Source organism: Pseudomonas sp. FBCC-B1565 (assembly GCF_059133265.1).
On the sequence record NZ_CP101438.1, the window covers coordinates 3,141,414 to 3,162,349 of the forward strand.

Genomic DNA, 20,936 nt, shown 5'->3' on the forward strand with positions numbered 1-20,936 from the left:
CCCAACTTTTCTCGAAAGTAACTCCCAGATCGCCACTCAATGGGCCAAGCCTGAAACGCTTTGAGCCTCTGCAGACGGCTTCTGAAAACCTAAACCCTGCCTGAAAGCTTGAAGAAGCAGGACAATAAAAATAATGGGTGAAACATGACAAACCTCAGTCAGCTACCCCTTTGCGGTGTGAACGTTATCGATTTTGGCCAACACATTGCCGGCCCCGCTGTCGCAATGATCCTGGGTGATCTCGGGGCCACGGTCATCCATATTGATCCACCCGCTGGCCCGCTCTGGGATAGCCCGGCGAATGCCGTCCTCAACCGAAACAAGCAGTGCTTACGCTTGGACTTGAAGTCCCCTGAGGGTTTGCGCCACGCGAGGCAGATGATCGCGAAAGCCGACATCGTGATTGAGAACTTCCGTCCTGGCGTGATGAAAAAACTGGGGCTGGATTTTTCCGAGTTGCGTCGTGAACACCCGCAACTGATCACCTTGTCCATTCCAGGTTTTGCAACGAATGATGAACTCCGAAGCCAATGGCGTGCCACTGAGGCAATTATCGCTTCAGCCTCAGGGGTTTTCACTGATATGGGGCAAAACCGGGTGTTGATGGGCATTAACCCGAGCTTTTCTCCACTGCCACTGGCATCCGCTTACGGCACTATGCTCGCCGTCTCGGCTGTGGTGCTGGCATTACAATCCAGACAACGCACTGGCATGGGGGATGAGATCGAAGTGCCGCTTGCTTCGGCGGTCATGGAGGGACTTTCTTACAACTCAATCAAGATCGACGGCTATCCAGCGCGCTACAAAACCTTGCGTGAAAAGGAGATTGAGCGTCGACGCACCGAGAACCTGCCGATGAACCTCAGTTATGAGGATTTGCAGGAGTACCTCGACCCCTTCTACCGTACCTATGAATGTGCTGACGGACGCAAATTCTACGCAGTTTGCCCCTCCCATCGCTCGCATGCCAAACGCTGCCTACAGGCAATGGGTTTGTACGAGGAAATGCTCGCTGCAGGCCTTCCCAAAGTTGAAGATCCTTACCTTCCATTTGCACAATGGGAAGGTGATGCCTCACTCGGTGTTTATCCACTACCAGCTCATTGGGCCAAGGTTATCTCGGCGCGGATGAAGGAAGTCTTCCTGACCAAGACGGCTGCGCAATGGGAAAAAATCTTCGGTGAAGGGCAGTTTCCTGGCGCTCCTCATCGTTCAACTCAAGAGTGGTTGCACGATGAGCATGCAAACACTGCAGGCCTAGTGGTTGACGTCACTGATCATCAATATGGGCTGATGAAACAGCCTGGTGCTATAGCCTGGCTGGAAGACAGTGCAGAGTTGATGCTGTCTCCGCTCTCACGACGAGAAGTCAGTATCGAGGAGGCATTGGCCACCTTGAGTGAAGGCACTCGCGAGCAATTGCCAGTGGCCAATCAGCCGTGCTCAAAAGGATGGCTGGACGGTATTCGTATTCTCGACCTGACCAACGTGATTGCCGGCCCGCACTCGACCTCATTCCTCGGGCGATTCGGTGCGGATGTCATCAAGCTTGACCCCACCAAGCCTAATTACGATCCATGGAACACCGTGGTGTTCGGTATGTCTTCGGCGCGCGGTAAGCAAAGCGTGTTGGTCGACCTCAATCAAGAGGAGGGGCGTGAGGTATTCGACAGGTTGGTGAAGTCAGTGGATGTCATTGTCATGAATGCGCCTGATCGCCAACTGGCGCCTTTAGGGTTAGATGAAGCCAGCCTGAAGGCGGTGAATCCTGAGGTGATTTTCTGCCAGTTGGACTGCTTCGGTGGCCCGCGCCGCGGCCCTAGAACTGACTACTTGGGTTACGACGATCTCATCCAGGCCACGACCGGCATCATGCTGCGGTTTGGTGGCGGTATGCAGACCCCGGAAGAACATGCTCATGTTGGCACCATTGATGTGATGTGCGGTTTCGCTGCTGCGCTTGGCGTGGCCACAGCGTTGTATCAAAAGTCCAGAACAGGCAAGGTCAGCCGAGCTCGGACGTCACTGGCTGCCTTGGGCAACCTGGTTCAAGTTCCTTTCTGTTACGACTACTCGGGGCGCGCACCTTTTGATGAGCCGGCGGGTCGTGAGGTGTTGGGTTATAGCGATCTGTCGCGTTTCTATCGAACCGCTGACGGTTGGCTATACCTCGATGCAGATCCAGCGGATCTGGGCAGACTGGATGCAGTTCAAGGCTTGAACGGTCTGTTTGCAGCAGATGACCACGCGGCTTTCCTCAGTGCAGCTCTGGCCAAGGCGGCGGGAGAAACCTGGCAACGCCGTTTGCAGGAAGCCGGAATCGCCGCTGCTGTCCCGGATAACATCGACAATCTCCGCAATCGCTACAGCCGACCTGCTGACAACTACCCGGGCACGGACAACGGGAGCTACTCGTTCAGTGTCTATGCCGATCATCCAAGTGGGCGCTGCGTAACTCAGCTCGATCCCTTTGCCATACGCCCGCGCCATGCGGCGATCCGCAGCCTTTCACCAGCAGAAAAATTTGGCGCTTCAACCAGATCTGTCTTGGGTGAACTCGGTTACAGCGAAAGTGAAGTTGACGCTCTCATGACCCTCAGCGTTATCAGCGACAGCTGGAGCCAAGAGTATTTGCCCAGCTGACATTCCCGTCAGAGGTCAAGGGTAAGAAGTTTCACAAATGCCCATCTACCTCGGCGACTTCCATCACAAGAAAAATAGGGGGCAGCACTCTCCTGGAGTCGACGCCCCCACAGGGAAACTTTCGGAGGCAACATGTCGAATCAAATAGTTCTGCCGCGCATCCTGCAGGTGGGCGCCAAGGCCAGCGAGGCCATTCCAGATGTGCTCGCTAGCCTGGGTTGCCATCGACCATTGATCATCACTGACAAAATGATGGTGCAACTCGGTTACGCCGGTCGTATCCAGGATGTACTTGCAAGCAAAGGTTTGAGCGCCGACGTTTTCGCCGACACTGTTCCTGAGCCCACGGTCGATTCGATTCGTGCCGGTGTTGAACATGCTAGATCGGGCGACTATGACAGCATCATTGCATTGGGTGGTGGCAGTCCAATCGACAGTGCCAAAGCCATTGGCATTCTCGCCAAGTTCGGTGGCGAGATGCGTGACTATAAATTTCCACGGCAGGTGAGCGAGCAAGGTTTGCCGATCATCGCAGTACCAACCACAGCGGGTACCGGTTCGGAAGTTACCCGTTTCACCATCATTACTGATGAACAGAACGACGAAAAAATGCTCTGCGTCGGCATCGGGTTTATGCCTGTGGCGGCATTGGTCGACTACACCCTGACGCTCTCCCTGCCAGCTCGTGTCACGGCGGATACCGGTATCGATGCACTAACCCACGCCATTGAGGCCTATGTCAGCCTCAAAGCCAACCTCTACAGTGACAGTCAGGCGCTGGCCGCGATGCGCCTGATAGGCCCGAACTTGCGCCGGGCCTATCACGCTGGCCAGGACATTGCAGCGCGCGAGGCGCTGATGCTGGGATCTACCTTGGCCGGCGTTGCGTTTTCGGCAGCCTCGGTTGCCCTGGTGCATGGTATGAGCCGCCCGATTGGAGCCTTTTTCCATGTGCCACACGGACTTTCCAACGCGATGCTGCTGCCAGGCGTAACAGCTTTCTCCATCCCAGGCGCCCCAAAACGTTACGCCGATTGTGCACGGGCCATTGGTGTTGCGACCGTTGAGGACAGCGACGATAGCGCCAACGCTAAGTTGCTCGTCGAACTGCAAGCCCTCAATGACGAGCTGCAAGTTCCTACACCTGAAGGCTTTGGTATCAGTCGCGCACGCTTCTTCGAACTGATGCCAATTATGGCTGAGCAAGCCCTCGCATCCGGTTCACCGGGCAACAATCCTCGGGTGCCTTCGGTCGACGAGATGATCGAGCTCTACCGAAACCTCTGGTAGCCAAAACGATCACCACGCCTCTTCATCACTTCAGCGGTAACTGCCGCGTACATAAAATAAGGAACACTCACATGATTACTGTAGGTCATCTGATCAACGGCCAGATTGTCACTGACACTGAGCGCACTCAGGACGTGTTCAATCCTGCAACGGGCGAAGTCACCAAACAGGTTGCGCTGGCCTCGAAACTAACGGTCGAAAAAGCCATTGCTGCCGCTGAAGCGGCTTTTCCTGAGTGGCGCAACACACCACCGATCAAGCGCGCTCGGGTGATGTTTCGTTTCAAAGAACTGCTTGAGCAGAATGCCGAACGTATCTGCCAAATGATTGGTGAAGAGCACGGGAAAATTGTCCACGATGCCATGGGCGAGCTTCAGCGGGGCATCGAAAATGTTGAATATGCGTGTGGTGTGCCCGAGTTGCTCAAGGGGGAGCACAGCAAAAATGTTGGCCCCAATATCGATTCTTGGAGTGAGTTCCAACCGCTGGGGGTAGTTGCTGGAATCACGCCATTCAACTTCCCTGCGATGGTGCCGCTATGGATGTTTCCTATGGCGATTGCCTGCGGCAACTGCTTCATCCTGAAGCCCTCCGAGCGCGATCCAAGTTCGACCCTGTTCATCGCCCAACTGCTGGAGGAAGCTGGTTTGCCGAATGGCGTCATGAGCGTGGTCAATGGTGACAAGGAGGCCGTTGATACCTTGCTCCACGACCATCGTGTTCAGGCGGTGAGTTTTGTAGGCTCGACACCAATCGCTGAGTACATCTACCGGACGGCTGCGGCAAATGGCAAACGTTGCCAAGCATTAGGTGGAGCAAAAAACCACGCGATCGTCATGCCAGATGCGGACATCGATAATGCGGTCAACCAGTTGGTAGGGGCTGCATTTGGATCATCAGGGGAACGATGCATGGCTCTGTCTGTAGCGGTCACAGTGGGTGATGCAACAGCCGATGCCTTGATCAGCAAAATGCGCGAAGCAATGACCCGTCTCAAGGTCGGCGCCTATCAAGACAAGAGCAACGACTTCGGCCCTCTGATCACTCGCCAACATCAGCAAAAAGTGATCGGATACATCGACAGTGCAGAAGAGGAGGGCGCACAGGTCGTAGTGGATGGTCGAAACATTCAGGTTCCAGCTTGCGAGAACGGTTTTTTTGTTGGGGGGACATTGATCGATCAAGTCAAACCCGGCATGCGCTGCTACGAGGAAGAGATCTTCGGGCCGGTGCTGTTGATCGTGCGCACGCAGAGCATGCAAGAGGCGATGCAACTGATCGATGCTCATGAATACGGTAATGGCACTTGTATCTTCACTCGCGATGGTGAAGCAGCCCGATACTTCTCTGACAACATCAAGGTCGGCATGGTCGGTGTCAACGTACCGCTCCCAGTACCTGTCGCCTATCATAGCTTTGGTGGCTGGAAGCGCTCGTTGTTTGGCGATTTGCATGCCTACGGCCCGGATGCGGTTCGCTTCTATAGCAAGCGTAAAACGGTCACCCAGCGCTGGCCGTCTTCGGGAATTCGGGAGGGAGTCGAGTTCTCTATGCCGACGATGAAGTGAATCTCCTTATCTGAGGTGACCTAAATGCAAGCTTCGAATCTTTGCTTGCTAGGTGATTTCAATTTGAGTATGAAAGGGGGCTGCAACAGACAGTGTGAAAACCTGGCAATCTGTCCAGCCCCTTAAGAGAATGCTCCGTATCGAAAAATGCGGAGCATTTTCAAACCATCCAAAGCATGCCCTCAAATGTGCCCCCAATTTAGCAATCCACCGGAAGTGAATGGAGCTCCATGGTTGGTGGGAAGGCAAAAATGATCAGCCAAACAGCCTGCCCGGCGACGCCTAAAGACTCTCAGGGTCGCCGAAGAACATTTTGACTTGGCTCTGGAACGGTCTTTTAAGGTCCGAAAAACTTTTCGATGCCCCCATTATGGCCCCCACGGCGAACATCTTTATTGATCAGCGGTGGCTGTTCGCGAGGGCGCTTGGCGGCCTTGAGAATCCGGGTGCGCGAGGTTGACTCGAGCAGGGATAGGGTTGCGCGGTGAATTCGGTCTCTGCCGCGTCTTGCGACTTGATATCAACATTTCAACGCCGAAACAAAATCATACATTTAATTGACGCCATCAAATCGCCACTCTAAGATCGCTGAAAAAAATAGTGGCACAAGGCCACTTAGAGGGATCTAGAAATGTGGCGTTCGGTACGTCGGACCAGGCTTTGCCTGCTGTTCGCATTTTTTTGCCTGAGCACGGCCGGGATGGCCCAAGGCGCAACCCCGCAGAACACGCCAGGCGTCACCGACCTGATCCGTGACCGTCAGGATCGCCTGCTCGAAGAGCAACAGCGCCGCCTCGAAGAGCTCAAGGACCTGCCCGGCAAAGCCGCCGCCCCAGCCAAGCCGACAGCGCCCGCCGACACTCGCTGTTTCGCCATCAACACCATTGAACTCAGCGGCGCCGACGCGCTGTCCGAAGGCGAGCGCGCCAGCCTAACCAAGCCCTACATCGGTCAATGTCTTGGCGTGCCGCAGCTCAATGATCTGCTCAAGGTCATCACCGACCATTACTTGGCCAAAGGTCTGGTCACCAGTCGCGCCTACCTGCCGCAACAAAACCTCGGCAGTGGCAACCTCAAGGTACAAGTGGTGGAAGGCCGCTTGGAGGGCATGAAGGGTGCAGAGGGCAGCGGGATCACTGACCGCCAGCTCGCCATGACTTTTCCAGGCCAAAAGGGTGAATTGCTCAACCTGCGCGAAATCGAGCAGATGGTCGACCAACTGAACCGCCTTCCCTCAAACCAGGCGCAGATGGAATTGGCACCGGGCAAACAAGTCGGCGGCAGCGAGGTGTTGGTCAAGAACACCCCGCAAAAACCCTGGCGTGTTGGTCTATCTCGCCACAACGGCGGCCAACGCAGCACCGGCGAACAACAGTGGGGCGCCAGTCTCGATTGGGATAACCCGCTCGGCCTGGCTGACCAACTCTCCCTGCGTGGCGCACACGACGCCGTCAGCGATCACCAGAAAACCTCACGCAACTCGATGCTCAACTACAACCTGCCGTTTGGCTGGTGGAACCTCAATTACAGCTACAGCGAGACTGAATACCGCTCCCTGGCCCAGGCCAGCGGCTTCAACTTCAAGCAGTCCGGTGACAGCCAGAGCCACCAGTTGCGCTTGGAGCGAGTCGTCCACCGCGACGCTCTGAGCAAGACCTCCCTCAGCACCGGCGTGGCCTACCTGCGCACCAACAACTTCATCGAAGACAGCAAGCTCGCCCTGAGCAGCAACCGCCTCAGCGAAGCCCAGTTTGGCATCAACCACGGCCGGCGCATTGGCGGTTCATTCCTCAACATCGACCTGGGCATGCAGGACGGCATTGGCGCGTTCGACGCCCAGGCCAACCACAACCCACGCCCCGGCCAGGCCGATGCGCGCTACCGCAAATACACCGCGACGGTGAGCTACCTGTACCCCTTCAAGCTGTGGGGCGAGTCATTCAGCTTCAGCAGCCTGATGACCGGCCAACGCAGCGAAGACGTGCTGTTCAGCCCGCAACGCATGAGCCTGGGCGGGCAGTCCTCGATTCGTGGCTACAAGGACCAAAGCCTGGCCGGCGATAGCGGCGGCTACTGGCGCAACGACCTGCGCTGGAGCCGCCCGGTGACCTGGGTGTGGCTGCAGCCGGCGTTCAACGAATACGGCACCAGCCTCGGCTACGACCAAGGCGTGATCCGCCACGGTCGCTACAACGCCGAACAGCATGGGCGCATGACCAGCAATTCCCTGGAACTGTTTGCACGCGGCAAGAACGTCGCGGCCACGGTGACCTTTGCACACTCTTTGGAACGACCGGACCCGATCACGGAACGTGAAGCGCCGATCTACTTCCGCATGGATTTTTTTCTTTAAATTCTTACCGCCCTTTGGGCATCGAGATACGACATGGATGTTCGCCAGTTCGCCTTCCTCGCGCGCCAACCGTCTGCGGCCGTAAAAAGCCGTTCCACCTTCCTGGGCTTGCCCAAGCGCGGGTTGGCGTTGGTGCTGGCTAACGCCATGTTCTGGCAGCCGCTGCTGGCTCAGGCGGAGGGCATTGCCGTGAGCGGGCCGGGTACCACACTCGGGCAAGCGGGCAATGGCGTACCGATCGTCAATATTGCCGCGCCGAATGGCAACGGGCTGTCGCATAACAAATTCCAGGATTACAACGTTGGCCAGCAGGGCGTGATTCTCAACAACGCGACCGGTCGGACCCAGTCGACCCAGTTGGGCGGGATCATCCTCGGCAACCAGAACCTCAACGGTATGGCCGCCAGCGTGATCCTCAATGAGGTCAACGGCGGCAGTCCCAGCCAGTTGCGCGGTTTCACCGAAGTGGCAGGGCAGTCGGCGCATGTCATCGTGGCTAACCCGTATGGGATTACCTGTAACGGCTGCGGGTTTATCAACACCCCGCAAGCCACGTTGACCACCGGTAAAGCGGTAATCGAAAACGGCCAGATCAGTCGCTACCAAGTCGATCAAGGCAGCGTGTCCATCGAAGGCGCAGGCCTGAACGCCAACAACATCGACCAGTTCGAAATCATCACCCGTTCGGCCAAGCTCAATGCCGAGATTCAAGCCAAGAACCTGACGATCATTGCCGGTGCCAACGACGTCGATGCCAAGACCCTCAAGGCCACCGCACGTGTGGCCGACCCAGCAACAGCCCCGCAACTGGCGATCGACTCTTCAGCCCTGGGCGGCATGTACGCCGGGGCGATCAAGCTGGTCAGCAGCGAAGCCGGTGTCGGGGTAAAACTCGATGGCAAGATGGCTGCCAGCGCAGGCGACATCCAGATCGACGCCAACGGCGACCTGACCGTTGCACAAGTCGCCGCCGACGGTGCAGTGAACATAGAGGCCGTCAGCGCCAGCATTCAAGGGCCCGCCTACGCCGGCACCACACTGGAGATGAAAGCCCGAGGCGACCTGACCAGCCAGAACAACCTTGTCGCCAAGGACCGCATAACCCTCACCAGCGGCGGCCAGTTGGTCAACAATGGCATCATCGAAAGCGGAGTCAATCCCGATAACACCCGCAACACCAACGCCGATATCAGCATCAGCGCGCAGAGCCTCAACAACGCCGGCAGGAACATCATTGCCAGCCGTGACCTCGACATCACCACCACCCAGACTCTGAACAACCAGGGCGGCACCCTCAGCGGACAGCGGCAGACCACCGTCACCGCCGGCACCTTCGACAACCAAAACAGGGGGCGGTTGCTCAGCACCGACCGTCTGACCTTGACCGCCGACAAGGCCGTGAACGGCCGGGACGGTCTGATCTCCAGCAACGGCGACCTGGTGGTGAACGTCGGCGCATTGGGCAATCGCGGTGGGGAAATCTCCAGCCTGGCCGATGTCACCCTGAATGTCGCCAGCCTCGACAATACGTCCGGCTTGATCGCGGCTGACAGGGGGCTCAGCCTCACTGCCAGCGGCGCGATCAATAACCGTGACGGCACCTTGTCGGGTTCAACCCTGGCGACCTTGAAGGCCGTCAGCCTGGACAATACCCGCGGGCAGATTACCGGCGATCTGGGCTTGAGCATCGACCTCAGCGGTGCCTTGGATAACCATGCTGGGACCCTGGGTTCCGGCAAGGCCTTGACTCTGGCCGCCGCCAGCCTCGACAACCGCGCGGCGGGCACGGTGCTGGCGGCGGACGGCACGCTGAGTGCCACCGTTCACGGCGCGCTGGATAACCGCGAACAGGGCAAGCTGCGCGCCACGGGCAGCATCGAGCTGACCACCGGCAGCCTGGACAACCGCGGCGGCAGCCTGGCGGGCAAGGACCACCTGACCCTACGCGGAGGGTCGGCGGACAATCGTGGCGGCCTGATCCAGGCCGACAAAGACCTCAAGCTGCTGGTCGATCAACTGGACAACCGCGACAAGGGCAACCTTGTCGCCAAGGCGGCCGTCAGCTTCGAAGGCACCCGCCTGGACAATAGCGGTGGCCTGCTCAGCGCAGTCGGCCCGGTCAGTCTCAAGGCCAAGGAGGTTGCCAACACCCAGGGCCGTATTGCCAGCCAGGGTGACCTCGAAGCCAGCATCGACAGCCTCAGCCAGCAGGGCGGGGCGCTCGTGGCCCAGGGTTCCATACGGCTGACCGGCAAGAGCCTCGACAACCGCAATGGCGGCACGGTCGCCAGCACCCAGGGCCTGACCGTCAATGTCGAGCAGATCGACAACCGTACCGGCGAGCTGTCCAGCACCCACAGCAGCGTCAGTGTCAGCGGGCAGCGTTTGGACAACAGCGATGGCGGCAAGCTGCTGACTGAGACTGATCTTGGCGTCGCAGTGGCGCAAGTGATCAACCAGAACCAGGGCCGGCTGTTCGCCAGGGGCAGCGTCAACCTGAATGGCAAGACCCTGGATAACAGCGGCGGCAACATCTTCGCCCTGCTGGGCCTGGATATCCGCCTCGATGGTGCGCTGCTCAACAACACCGGCTCGCTCAGCAGCGAAGGTGCGCTGGGCCTTACGGTCGGCAGCCTGGACAACACGGCCGGCAAGCTCGGCAGTGCCGCCGACCTGTTGATCGACAGTCTCGGCGCGGTGCTCAACCAGGGCGGGTCGATCCTCACGGACCAGGGCCTGGTGCTTGCCAGCGGCAGTCTCGACAACAGCCAGAAAGGCCTGATCAGCGGCGAGGGTGCGACCCGCGTCACCACCAGCACCCTGGATAACCACCAGGGTGGCCGCCTTACCAGTGGCGACCGCCTTGACTTGACGGCAACCCAGGTCAACAACGGCGCTTCCGGGCGTATTGCCAGTGCCAAGGATCTGACGGCCAACGTCACCGGCCTCGACCAACAGGGCGGCGAACTGTTCAGCAAGACCCAACTGAACCTGGACCTGCACAACGGCCGCCTGGACAACAGTGGCGGCCTGATCAACGGCCCGCTGCTGGTGCTGAAGAACCTCGACGTGGTCGTCAACCAGGGCGGTGAAATCTCCAGTGCCCAAGCCTTTGCCCTGACCGCGAAAAGCCTCGACAACAGCAACGGCAAGCTGCTGAGCAACCAGGGCCTGACCCTGCGTATCGATCAGGCGCTGGGCAACATCAAGGGCCTGGTGGCCGCGGCTTCTCTCGACAGTCGTAGCGCCAGCCTGGACAACAGCCAGGGCCTGATCAGCAGCCGCGGTGCGGTCGACCTCGGCGTAAGCGGGGCGTTCATCAACCAGGGCGGCACCCTGGTGGGCGATGGCGCTATCCTGTTGACGGCCAACAGCCTTGATAACAGCAACGGTGCCGTTTCCGGAAAAGCCGATGTCAAAGCGAACATTGCTGCTCTGGATAACCGCAACGGCAAGCTGATCGCCAGCAGCGCGCTAGCCCTGAGCGGCGCCTCCGTGGATAACCGGCTGAACGGCCTGGTAGGGGCGACAAAAGCGCTGACACTCGATGTCGACGTTATCGACAACCGCGGCGGTGAACTCTCCAGCAGTGCCGATATTCGCCTGACCGGCAAGCGCCTGAACAACAGCGACAGCGGCAAGCTCCTTGCCGATACCACGCTGACCCTTGAAATGGCCGAAGTGTTCAACCGCAACCTGGGACTGCTCAAGGGCAAGACTGGCATCACGCTGGACGGCCAGGCCCTCGACAACACCGGCGGCCAACTATTCAGCGACCAGGACGCACGACTCACCCTCGGCGCTGACCTCGACAACAGCGCTGGCCTGATCAGCAGCGAAGGCCGGCTGGACGTAAGCAGCGTCGGGCTGACCAACACGGCCGGTAGTCTGTCGAGTGGCGGCGCGCTCAACGTCAAGGCCAACGGCACACTGGCCAACCAGGGTGGACGCCTGGTCAGCGACAGCAGCATCAACCTGAACAGTGCCAGTCTCGACAACACCCGGCTGGGAGTGATCAGCGGTAAAGGTGCGGTGACTGTCACTACCGGCGCCTACGACAATCGCACCGGCAGCCTGAGCAGCAGCGACAGCCTCGCCCTGACGGCAGGGCAGGTCAGCAACCAGAGCGGCCGCATCGGCAGCGACAAGGCCCTGGTCGCCAGCGTCACCGGCCTGGACCAGCAGGACGGCAAGCTCTTCAGCAACACGGCACTGACCCTGGACCTGAACAACGGCCAACTGAACAACCAGAACGGCCTGATCAACGCACCGTCATTGCGGCTCAACAACCTCAAGGGCGTGAACAACCAGGGCGGTGAAATCTCCAGTGCCCAGGCCTTCGTGCTGGCCGCCGACAGCCTGGACAACAGCAGCGGCAAACTGCTGAGCAACCAGGCCGTGACTCTGCGGATCAACCAGGCACTGAGCAACCTCAAGGGCCAGATCGCCGCCGCCGCGCTCGATATCCGCAGCGCCGGCCTCGACAACAGTGGCGGTACCGTCACCAGCCGGGGCGACCTCGACCTGACCACCAGCGGTCAACTGAACAACCGCGACCAGGGCCTGATAAACGCCGCCCAAGCCCTGAACGTCAGCGCCGCCGACCTCGACAACAGGGGCGGTACCCTGCTGGGTGCCAGCACCGTGACCCTCAACGCCATGGCCCTGAACAACAGCGCCAAGGGCCTGATCAACAGCCAGGCCGGCCTGACGATCAACGCCAGCCGCCTGGACTCCGGCAATGGCGGCGAAGTCTCGGCCAAGGGCGATATCGACTTGAGCCTCGGCGCCCTGGCCCAGAACGGCGGCCGCCTGCTCGGCGACCAAGCCATCCGCCTCGACCTGGCGGGGGGTGATCTCGACAACCGCAACGGCCTGCTCAAGGCCAAGGGCCCCCTGACCCTCAATCATCTGCGTGACCTGAACAACCAGGGCGGCGAGCTCTCCAGCAGCCAAAGCTTCAATCTCACCGGACGGACGCTGGACAATAGCGGCGGCAAGCTGATAAGCAGCAACCAGTTGGGCATGACCGGCAACAGCCTGATCAACCAGGGCGGCCTGGTTTCCGGCTGGCAGGGGCTGACCGTCAGCGGCGCGAGCCTGGACAACCGCAACAGCGGCACCTTGTCCAGTCGCAGCGGCAACCTTGATGTCAACGTGAGCGGCGCATTGCTCAACAGCAATGCTGGTGCGCTGGTCAGCCAGCAAGCCCTGACCGTCAACGCGGCCAGCCTCGACAACAGCGCCGGCATTCTTTCCAGTGGCGCGGCCCAGCGCCTGACCGTCAGCGGTTTGTTGAACAACGCCCAGGGCGGCTCCATCGACAGCGCCGCCACCCTGACACTGCAAGCTATGAGCCTGAACAACAGCGGCAGCATCAGCGCACAACAGGCCCTGGATTTCACCGGCACTACCCTGGACAACCGTAACGGTACCCTGAGCGGCAAGGCCGCAGTCAGCCTCGACCTGCTCGGAGCCTTGACCAACAGCAACGGCCAGCTCGCCAGCGGCGGACCACTGGTGATCAGCCGCAGCAGCCAGATCGACAACCAGGGCGGCCAACTCGTCAGCCAAGGGGGGCTGAGCCTGCTCACCGGCAGCCTGGATAACCGCAATCGCGGTACCGTCGCGGCCAATGACAACCTGGTTATCAGCAGCAGCGGTGCCGTGCAGAACAACAGTGACGGCCTGATCTACAGCCAGAACGCTGGCGTCCGCGTCGACGCCGCGAGCCTCGCCAACGGCAAGGGCTCCCTGCAAGGGCAAGGTGCACTCAACCTGACGGTCAGCGGCGATATCGACAATCAGAGCGGTAAGCTGATTAGCCAGAATGGCGACCTCAGTGTCAGCACGGCCAGCCTCGACAACCGTGGCGGCACCCTGGCCAGCCTCAAGGGCGCCTTCGAAGCCCACGTCGTCGGCGTGCTGAAAAACGGCTATGACCTGAGCAACAATCGCCAGGGCGGCATCATTCAGGCCCAGCGTCTCAACCTCAGCGCCCTGGGCGGGATCGACAACTACGGCGGGCGTATCGCGGCGCAAAGCGGCGATGCCCTGATCACCACCGCCGACTTCGACAACCGCAACGGCGGCCTGTACGCCCAGGGCCTGGTACAGGTCAGCGGCAACAACTTCGACAACAGCGGCGACAACGACGGACAGATCGCAGGCCAGCGCATCGACCTCAGCCTCAACGGCGCGCTTAACAACCGCCTGGGCGTTATTGAAAGCGACAGCAGTTTGAGCGTGCGTGCGGCCAGCCTCGATAACCAGACCGGCCAGATCCGTGCACTGGGCTCCGGCGGCAAGACCGACTTCCAGATCGGCGGCCTGTTCGATAACCGCAACGGCAAGCTGGAAACCGCCAACAGCGACCTGACCCTCAATGCCAGCAGCTTCCAGAATATGGGCGGCAGTCTGCTGCATGTGGGTAACGGCACCTTTGATATCAGCACCGCCAATATCACCAACGCCGGCGGCAGCCTGTTAACCCGTGGCGGCCTGACCTTGACGGCGGACAACTGGACCAACAGCAGCGTGATCCAGGCCGGGCGCCTGACGGTGAACGTCAACACCCTCAACCAGACGGCGGGCGGACAACTGCTGGCCTCGGACAGCCTGACCGGCAACGGTGGCAATTGGAACAACGATGGGCTGATCGCCAGTGACGGCACGGCCAACCTGACCCTGGCCGGCACCTATGGTGGTAACGGGCGCTACAGCAGCGTCGGCACCCTGGGCTTGAGCGCGGCCCAGGTAACCCTGGGCACTGGCACGAGCATTGCCGGTGGCGGGGATACCACGATCAATGCCGGTGGCCTGAGCAACGCCGGGCGCCTGACGTCCGGCGGTTCCATGACGGTCACCGCCAATAGTATCGGCAACACCGGCACGCTGGGAGCGACCCAGGACCTGACGCTGAAGACTCCCTCCCTGGTGAACGATCACGGCCTGATCTTCAGCGGCCGAAACATGGACTTGCTGGTCAATGACTTCACCAACGACAACGGGGATGTCTACAGCATCGGCAACCTGAACATCTCGGGACTCAATGGCGGTCGCGCCAATAGCGTGACCAACCTGGCGTCCTCGATCAATGTCGAGGGGGATTTCTCGCTGTCGGCGAACAGCTTCAACAACAAGACCGAAGGGGTTATCGGCAAAGAGCGGCTGGTGTCGGGCGATATCACGTTTAACGGCAGCACGTTCTATATCGCCGAAAACTACACCTCGGAGTCGACCATCAGCGGCACGCGAGCGAGCCTGGCGGTGGCCGGAAACATTGATGGCGATGTCGGCCGCTTTTCCAACACCGCTTCGACGATTTCTGCTGGCAAGAATATTCGCTTGAACGTGGATACCTTCGAGAACCTGGGGTTGGAGGCCGGCAACTTCGCCCGTAACCGGGTCTATACCGGCGTGCGCAATATCTTCACTAACAAAACTTACGCGAACGAAGCGCTGGACGCCTACGCGCGAAGATATTCCCAGTACGTCTACCGATACACCAAGACCGTGCATGAGCCCGACAAAGGCGGGACTCACACCGAGCTCAACGATTACGGCAAACAAAAAACCACAACCGTGAACACCAAATTCGGTCAGGGACCGGATGTGGCCATTCCCGCCGGCATCCTGGCCGGCACCCTGAGCAGCGACAACAAAGTGTTTACCGCCGGGGGTGGCAGTGTCGCCTCGGTGGTCCAGGCCGGGCAGGCGATACAGATCAACGCCAAGAACACCATCGACAACAGCAACCTGCACGCCAATACCCAGTTCTCCGGGACGACGAAGACCGGGACCGGGACCCAGGTCGGCAGCGCGGCCAAGCCGACGGTCGTCTACCTGAATCCGCAACTGCCGCCGAACCTGTCCCAGCAGCGGGTGGACCCCGTGGCGTCGCGGGGTTTCAGCCTGCCGGACGGACAAAACGGTCTGTTCCGCCTGAGCGGCCAGGGCGGTTCTGCGGCCCAGGCAAGCCAAACCAGTGCCGGGCCACAGAGCTGGAGCATGGGCAGCGCGACAGTCAGCAGTGCCCAGCGCGAACAGGGCGCGGATGACGTCCAGGCGCGCAACCTGCAGTTCAGCGATGCGGCGCGGATCGCCGTGAGCACTCTTCAACTCGGACAAAGTACCCGCCAGGCCACGGGCGCTGGGGTTTCCGGCAGCGTGATCAGTGTCAGTGCGCCCGGCGATTCCGGCAGTGTCCAGTTGCCGGGGCAGGCGGGCGTGGTTTCCACGGTAGGCAGCCAGGTCATCAATCGCGTGCAGGGCCTGCCGGACACTTCGGGCAGGTCCAACCCGCAGAAGTACCTGATCGAAACCAACCCGGTGCTGACCGACCTCAAGCAGTTCATGAGTTCGGACTACCTACTGGCGAACCTCGGTTACAACCCCGATCAAAGCGCCAAACGCCTGGGCGACGGTTTCTATGAGCAGAAGCTGATCCAGCAGGCGATGGTCGAGCGTACCGGGCAGCGTTTCATCGACGGCCAGACCTCCGACGAAGCGCTTTACAAGTACCTGATGGACAACGCCATCAAGAGCAAGCAGCAGCTCGACCTGTCGGTTGGGGTCAGCCTGACCTCCCAGCAGGTCGCGGCGCTGACCCACGATATCGTCTGGCTCGAAGAGCATGAAGTGAATGGTGAGAAAGTCCTGGTGCCGGTGCTCTACCTGGCCCAGGCGACCAATCGCCTGGCGCCAAACGGGGCGCTGATCCAGGGCGGGGATGTGACGCTGATTGCCGGCAAAGACCTGAATAACGCTGGTACGTTGCGGGCCAGCAACAACCTTTCCGCGACCGCGGGTAATGATCTGGTCAACAGCGGTTTGATTGAGGCCGGTAACCGCCTGGATCTGCTGGCGGGTAACGACATTATCAACAAGGCGGGCGGGGTCATCGCGGGGCGTGACGTCAATATGACTGCAATCGCCGGCGATGTGATCAACCAACGCACGGTGGTGGGTAATGACGTCAATTACAAAGGTTACAGCGGGCACAACGAGTATGCCGACAGTGGCGCTCGCATCGAGGCGGCGAATGACCTGACCATCAAGGCCTCGCGGGATTTCGTCAGCACTGGCAGTACGTTGCAAAGCGGCGGTGACACAACGATCACCGCAGGCCGGGATGCCTTCATTGCTGCCGCTGAGCAGCACAACAGCGTGGCGGCCGGCGCCAAGAGCAGCAGCGTTACCCAGTACGGCTCGGATCTGACGGTGGGGCGTGACCTTTCTGTCCAGGCGGGGCGTGATCTGGCAGTGGTCGCCAGCCAGATAGAGGCCAAGCGGGACATCGACTTTGGAGCGGGCGATAACCTTACGGTGGCTTCGGCTGCCGATGAAAGCCACTCGTATTCCAAGTCGAAGAAAGTTACGAAACAGGAAGATCACGTCAAACAGATTTCCAGCGTCGTGAGTGCCGGACAAGACGTTACTTTCAGTGCCGGCAAAGATATGGCGCTGATCTCGAGTCGGATCAATGCCGGCAACGAGGCTTACCTGGCAGCGGTTGGACAACTGGATGTACTGGCGGCCCAGGACACCGACTACTCGCTGTATGACAAGAAGAAGAAGGGCAGCTGGGGACGCAAGCAGACCAAACACGATGAGGTGACAAAAACCATCAACGTTGGCACCCAGATCACCACGGGGAGTGATCTGACGCTGGTCAGTGGTGGTGACCAGCGTTATCAGGTCGCGAAGCTTGAAAGTGGCGCGGATCTAACACTGAGAAGTGGCGGAGCCATCACCTTCGAGGGCGTCAAGGATCTGAGCCAGGAAAGCCACGAGAAGACCAACAATAGCCTCGCGTGGAATTCATCGAAGGGTAAGGGCCATACCGACGAAACCTTGCGCCAGAGCGAATTGATCAGCAAGGGCGACCTGGCGATCACTGCCGCCAAGGGTCTGCACATCGACATCAAGCAGATTGACCAGAAGACGGTTAGCCAGACCATCGATGCGATGGTTCAGGCGGATCCCCAACTGGCCTGGCTCAAAGAAGCCGAGCAGCGTGGCGATGTCGATTGGCAGCGCGTGAAAGAGGTCCACGACTCCTTCAAATACAGCAACTCCGGCATGGGCATGGGCGCAATGCTGGCGGTGGTCATTATCGTAACGGTAGTGACGGCGGGTTCGGGAACGGCCGCTACCGTTGGCGCCAGCGCAAGCGGCGCCGCGACAGCCGCGGGGCTCAGTGCGACCACTGCCGCCGCGATTGGTGCGGCTGCATCGGCAGCCTATACCGCTGCCGTGGTCCAGACTGTGGTCAGTACGATAAACAACAAAGGCAACCTGAGCGCGGTCCTTAAGGATGTCACCTCGACGGAAAGCCTCAAGGGGTATTTGGTCAGTGGGCTGGTTGCGGGCTTTGCATCGGGTGTACTGGACAAGGCGTTCGGTGTTTCCGCCGAAAATGCCAGTAAAGCGACCCACGGCTTTGACCTGGCCAGCACCAATGAACTGACCAAGTTTGTTGGCTACACCCTGGCTGAAAAGGGCTTTGGTGCAGTTGCCAATACCGCGATCAATGGTGGCAGCCTCAAGAACAATCTGGCCCAGGCCAGTATCAGTGCGGCTGCGGATGTCCTCTCGGCCTCCATCTATAACCGGTTGGGTACCCAGTTGGAATTCACCGGGATTCCGGCCAAGGTCGGGGCACACGCGATTGTCGGTGGCCTGATCGCAGAGGCGGCGGGAGGCAGCTTTCGTACCGGTGCCCTTGCCGCCGGTGCCAACGAAGCTTTTGTCGCTTCGGTCGGCGACAAGATATTTGTGGGCGACATGCATGATCAACTGCTGGCGATGACCTCGCAGTTGATCGGCGTAACGGTCGCTGGAGCCGCAGGGGGCTCTGATAAAGAACTGGAAGTGGCGGGCTGGGTCACCCAGCAGGCCACCAAGTTCAACAGCCTCGATCACCCAACTGCCGAGCGATTGCTTAACGAGCTGAAGGCCTGTAGGTCCGGTGGAAATTGCACCGAAGCGAAACAGCGCGATCTGATAGGCAAGTATGAAAAGATCTCGGCCGAACGTTCGCAGTTGATCGACCTATGTGAAACCCGGGCCTGTGTCGAAGGCCTGAAAGCCAATACCATCGCTATGGACGACCCGGTTGCGCAGGAGTTGGTCAGCTTCTACCGGAACAAGGTTTCCTATGACATGACCGGGATGCTGGTGGGCAATCCAGGGCTCATCGCGCAACCGGCGCAAGGGTATGACCCTTGGGGCAATATCTATGTGACCGATGACCAGATCATCACGGCCAAATACATCAAGGAAGGCTGGTTGACGCCCGCCGAGAGCGCCAATCTCAAGGAGTGGGAGAACAAGACCTCCTGGCTGGACGATGCGGCGGGTCGGAAACTCAGTGTGGTCGAAAGAGCCGCCATGATCAGCAACATGGGCAATACGTTGCTGACCGAGGGCTGGGGGACCAAGGTTGTTGCGGGTGTCGGTAAAGGTGGGAAACCCGGCAATGGTGTGTCGACGGATGCCGATGGGGTCGGAAATAGCGCCGTTGTTACGAAACCGGTCAAGCCATGCTGTTTCGCCGCAGGAACTATGGTTGCCACCCCCCAGGGCCCCCGGGCCATTGACACCCTCAGCGTGGGAGATATTGTCTGGAGTAAGCGAGAAACAGGAGGGGAGCCGTTCGCTGCCGCTATTTCGGCTACACACGTTCGTACTGATCAGCCGATTTACCAGCTCAAGTTGAAAAACATCCGAGCAGATGGAGTTTCAGAGAAAGAAACGCTTCTGGTTACACCGGGCCATCCATTTTACGTTCCCGCACGACATGACTTTGTGCCGGTTATCCAGCTTAAATCAGGCGATTTACTTCAGTCGTTAGGGGACGGTCCTACTGAAGGTGTCTCGACCAGGGTTGAGTCTCTGGAGTTGTTTCTTCCACAAGGAAAAACCTATAACCTGACCGTGGACGTTGGTCATACGTTTTATGTGGGTAAGTTGAAGACCTGGGTGCACAACGTTGGTCTGTGCGATATTAATGGCAAGCCTGTAGTGCCGAGGAATGCCAAGAATCTGGAAGGCGGACCTCTGGAGAAAGCCGATAAGTTCAGTGGGCATTTTATGCTGGAGGGAGGGCCTGCCAATGGAACTCTTTATCGTGCTGATAATAAAGGAAATATAACGAGTTATGCCGTTTATGATGATAAAGGTATGATTCTCAAACGGGTCGATGTGACGGGCGATTCACATGCAGGGATACCCACGCCTCATGCTATTGACTATGGTCGCAACAAGTTGCCGGATGGATCGGTCAGGGTACAATCTCCATCGAGCAAGAAACCTCCACGGGGCATCAGTGCAGAAGAAATTCCATGAAAATAATCAAGATTACAGACTCAGTCAGTTCTCCAAGATACGAGCATTGGAAAAGCCAATGGGAGGATCAGTCCGAGTTGGATGAGTTTTCTTATATTAGTGATGTTGTGCATCCTGAAGATGCCTTGTTGTTTTGCAAGGTTTTATTTCCAGATTTTGTTATTCATGAATCAGGTGTGTTTCTGGAGCACAGCTTTACTTTTGACGCGTTCTCTACTTGGATGGAAACTTGTAATAATGATGTAGTGGCAGTGGAGAAGGTTTTGAATCATACGCATCTGTATGATGTTTTTGGAGGTTGCAGGGATAGAGTGGATGAGGCTGTTTATGAACAGCTTTGCAGGATTGTTGCTCAGTCATGGAGGATGGTGTTGCTGAGTAAATTTCCAGAAAAGAAATTTTGTGTGCAAGCGATAGTGTCCGATCAGGAATATGGCCCAGTGGTTACTTTTTCTCAGGTCAGAGACTAGTTTTTATGGATGCCTTCTAATCTATAGTTTTTTATGGTGGGAATTTCGGTTTGATCGCTCCCACGCCCCAGAGTGGTAGCTTTTCACCGGACGCTCTGCATCCGCTCTTTGTGACACAGAGTGTCACGGGCTGCATTCCACGCCGGAGCGTGGGAATGATCGCATTACAGGCTATCGCGGTCTCCGGACTCCAGCGGATATGATGGTCTGCGCCTGATTCGAGAGGAGAGCACTTCTGTAAGCGCTCCATGAACCCCACCT

General features: G+C 58.8%; 6 protein-coding genes. All 6 read left to right on the forward strand.

Translation table 11 applies throughout. From position 1 onward, the window contains the following. The first annotated feature begins 144 nt into the window (after positions 1 to 144). The 6 genes from NL123_RS14865 to NL123_RS14890 all read left to right on the forward strand — a co-directional run bounded on the left by NL123_RS14865 (position 145) and on the right by NL123_RS14890 (position 20,675). On the forward strand, positions 145 to 2,643 hold the full coding sequence (locus tag NL123_RS14865) for a CoA transferase (RefSeq protein ID WP_248481663.1): 2,499 nt from the start codon (positions 145 to 147) through the stop codon (positions 2,641 to 2,643). 132 nt (positions 2,644 to 2,775) lie between these two features. Next, complete coding sequence (locus tag NL123_RS14870; protein ID WP_041983780.1) at positions 2,776 to 3,933, forward strand: iron-containing alcohol dehydrogenase; 1,158 nt, start codon at positions 2,776 to 2,778, stop codon at positions 3,931 to 3,933. Between the two features lie 71 nt (positions 3,934 to 4,004). Then, complete coding sequence (locus NL123_RS14875; RefSeq protein WP_494358124.1) at positions 4,005 to 5,501, forward strand: CoA-acylating methylmalonate-semialdehyde dehydrogenase; 1,497 nt, start codon at positions 4,005 to 4,007, stop codon at positions 5,499 to 5,501. A gap of 631 nt (positions 5,502 to 6,132) precedes the next feature. Continuing rightward, positions 6,133 to 7,854: a ShlB/FhaC/HecB family hemolysin secretion/activation protein gene (locus NL123_RS14880; RefSeq protein ID WP_282578166.1), complete on the forward strand. Its 1,722-nt coding sequence runs from the start codon at positions 6,133 to 6,135 to the stop codon at positions 7,852 to 7,854. 33 nt (positions 7,855 to 7,887) lie between these two features. Next, a complete protein-coding gene (locus NL123_RS14885) occupies positions 7,888 to 20,205 on the forward strand; it encodes a two-partner secretion domain-containing protein (RefSeq protein ID WP_494358125.1) in 12,318 nt (4,105 codons plus the stop codon). Further along, entirely contained in the window at positions 20,202 to 20,675 is a 474-nt protein-coding gene (locus NL123_RS14890) for a hypothetical protein (RefSeq protein WP_248481654.1), read from the forward strand. The genes NL123_RS14885 and NL123_RS14890 overlap by 4 nt, the downstream gene beginning before the upstream one ends. The last annotated feature ends 261 nt before the right edge of the window (positions 20,676 to 20,936 follow it).

Bases quoted from the DNA above. Each gene is read 5' to 3' on its own strand.
- NL123_RS14870 (WP_041983780.1), top strand. From the start codon at position 2,776: ATGTCGAATCAAATAGTTCTGCCGCGCATCCTGCAGGTGGGCGCCAAG.
- NL123_RS14890 (WP_248481654.1), top strand. From the start codon at position 20,202: ATGAAAATAATCAAGATTACAGACTCAGTCAGTTCTCCAAGATACGAG.
- NL123_RS14880 (WP_282578166.1), top strand. From the start codon at position 6,133: ATGTGGCGTTCGGTACGTCGGACCAGGCTTTGCCTGCTGTTCGCATTT.
- NL123_RS14865 (WP_248481663.1), top strand. From the start codon at position 145: ATGACAAACCTCAGTCAGCTACCCCTTTGCGGTGTGAACGTTATCGAT.
- NL123_RS14875 (WP_494358124.1), top strand. From the start codon at position 4,005: ATGATTACTGTAGGTCATCTGATCAACGGCCAGATTGTCACTGACACT.
- NL123_RS14885 (WP_494358125.1), top strand. From the start codon at position 7,888: ATGGATGTTCGCCAGTTCGCCTTCCTCGCGCGCCAACCGTCTGCGGCC.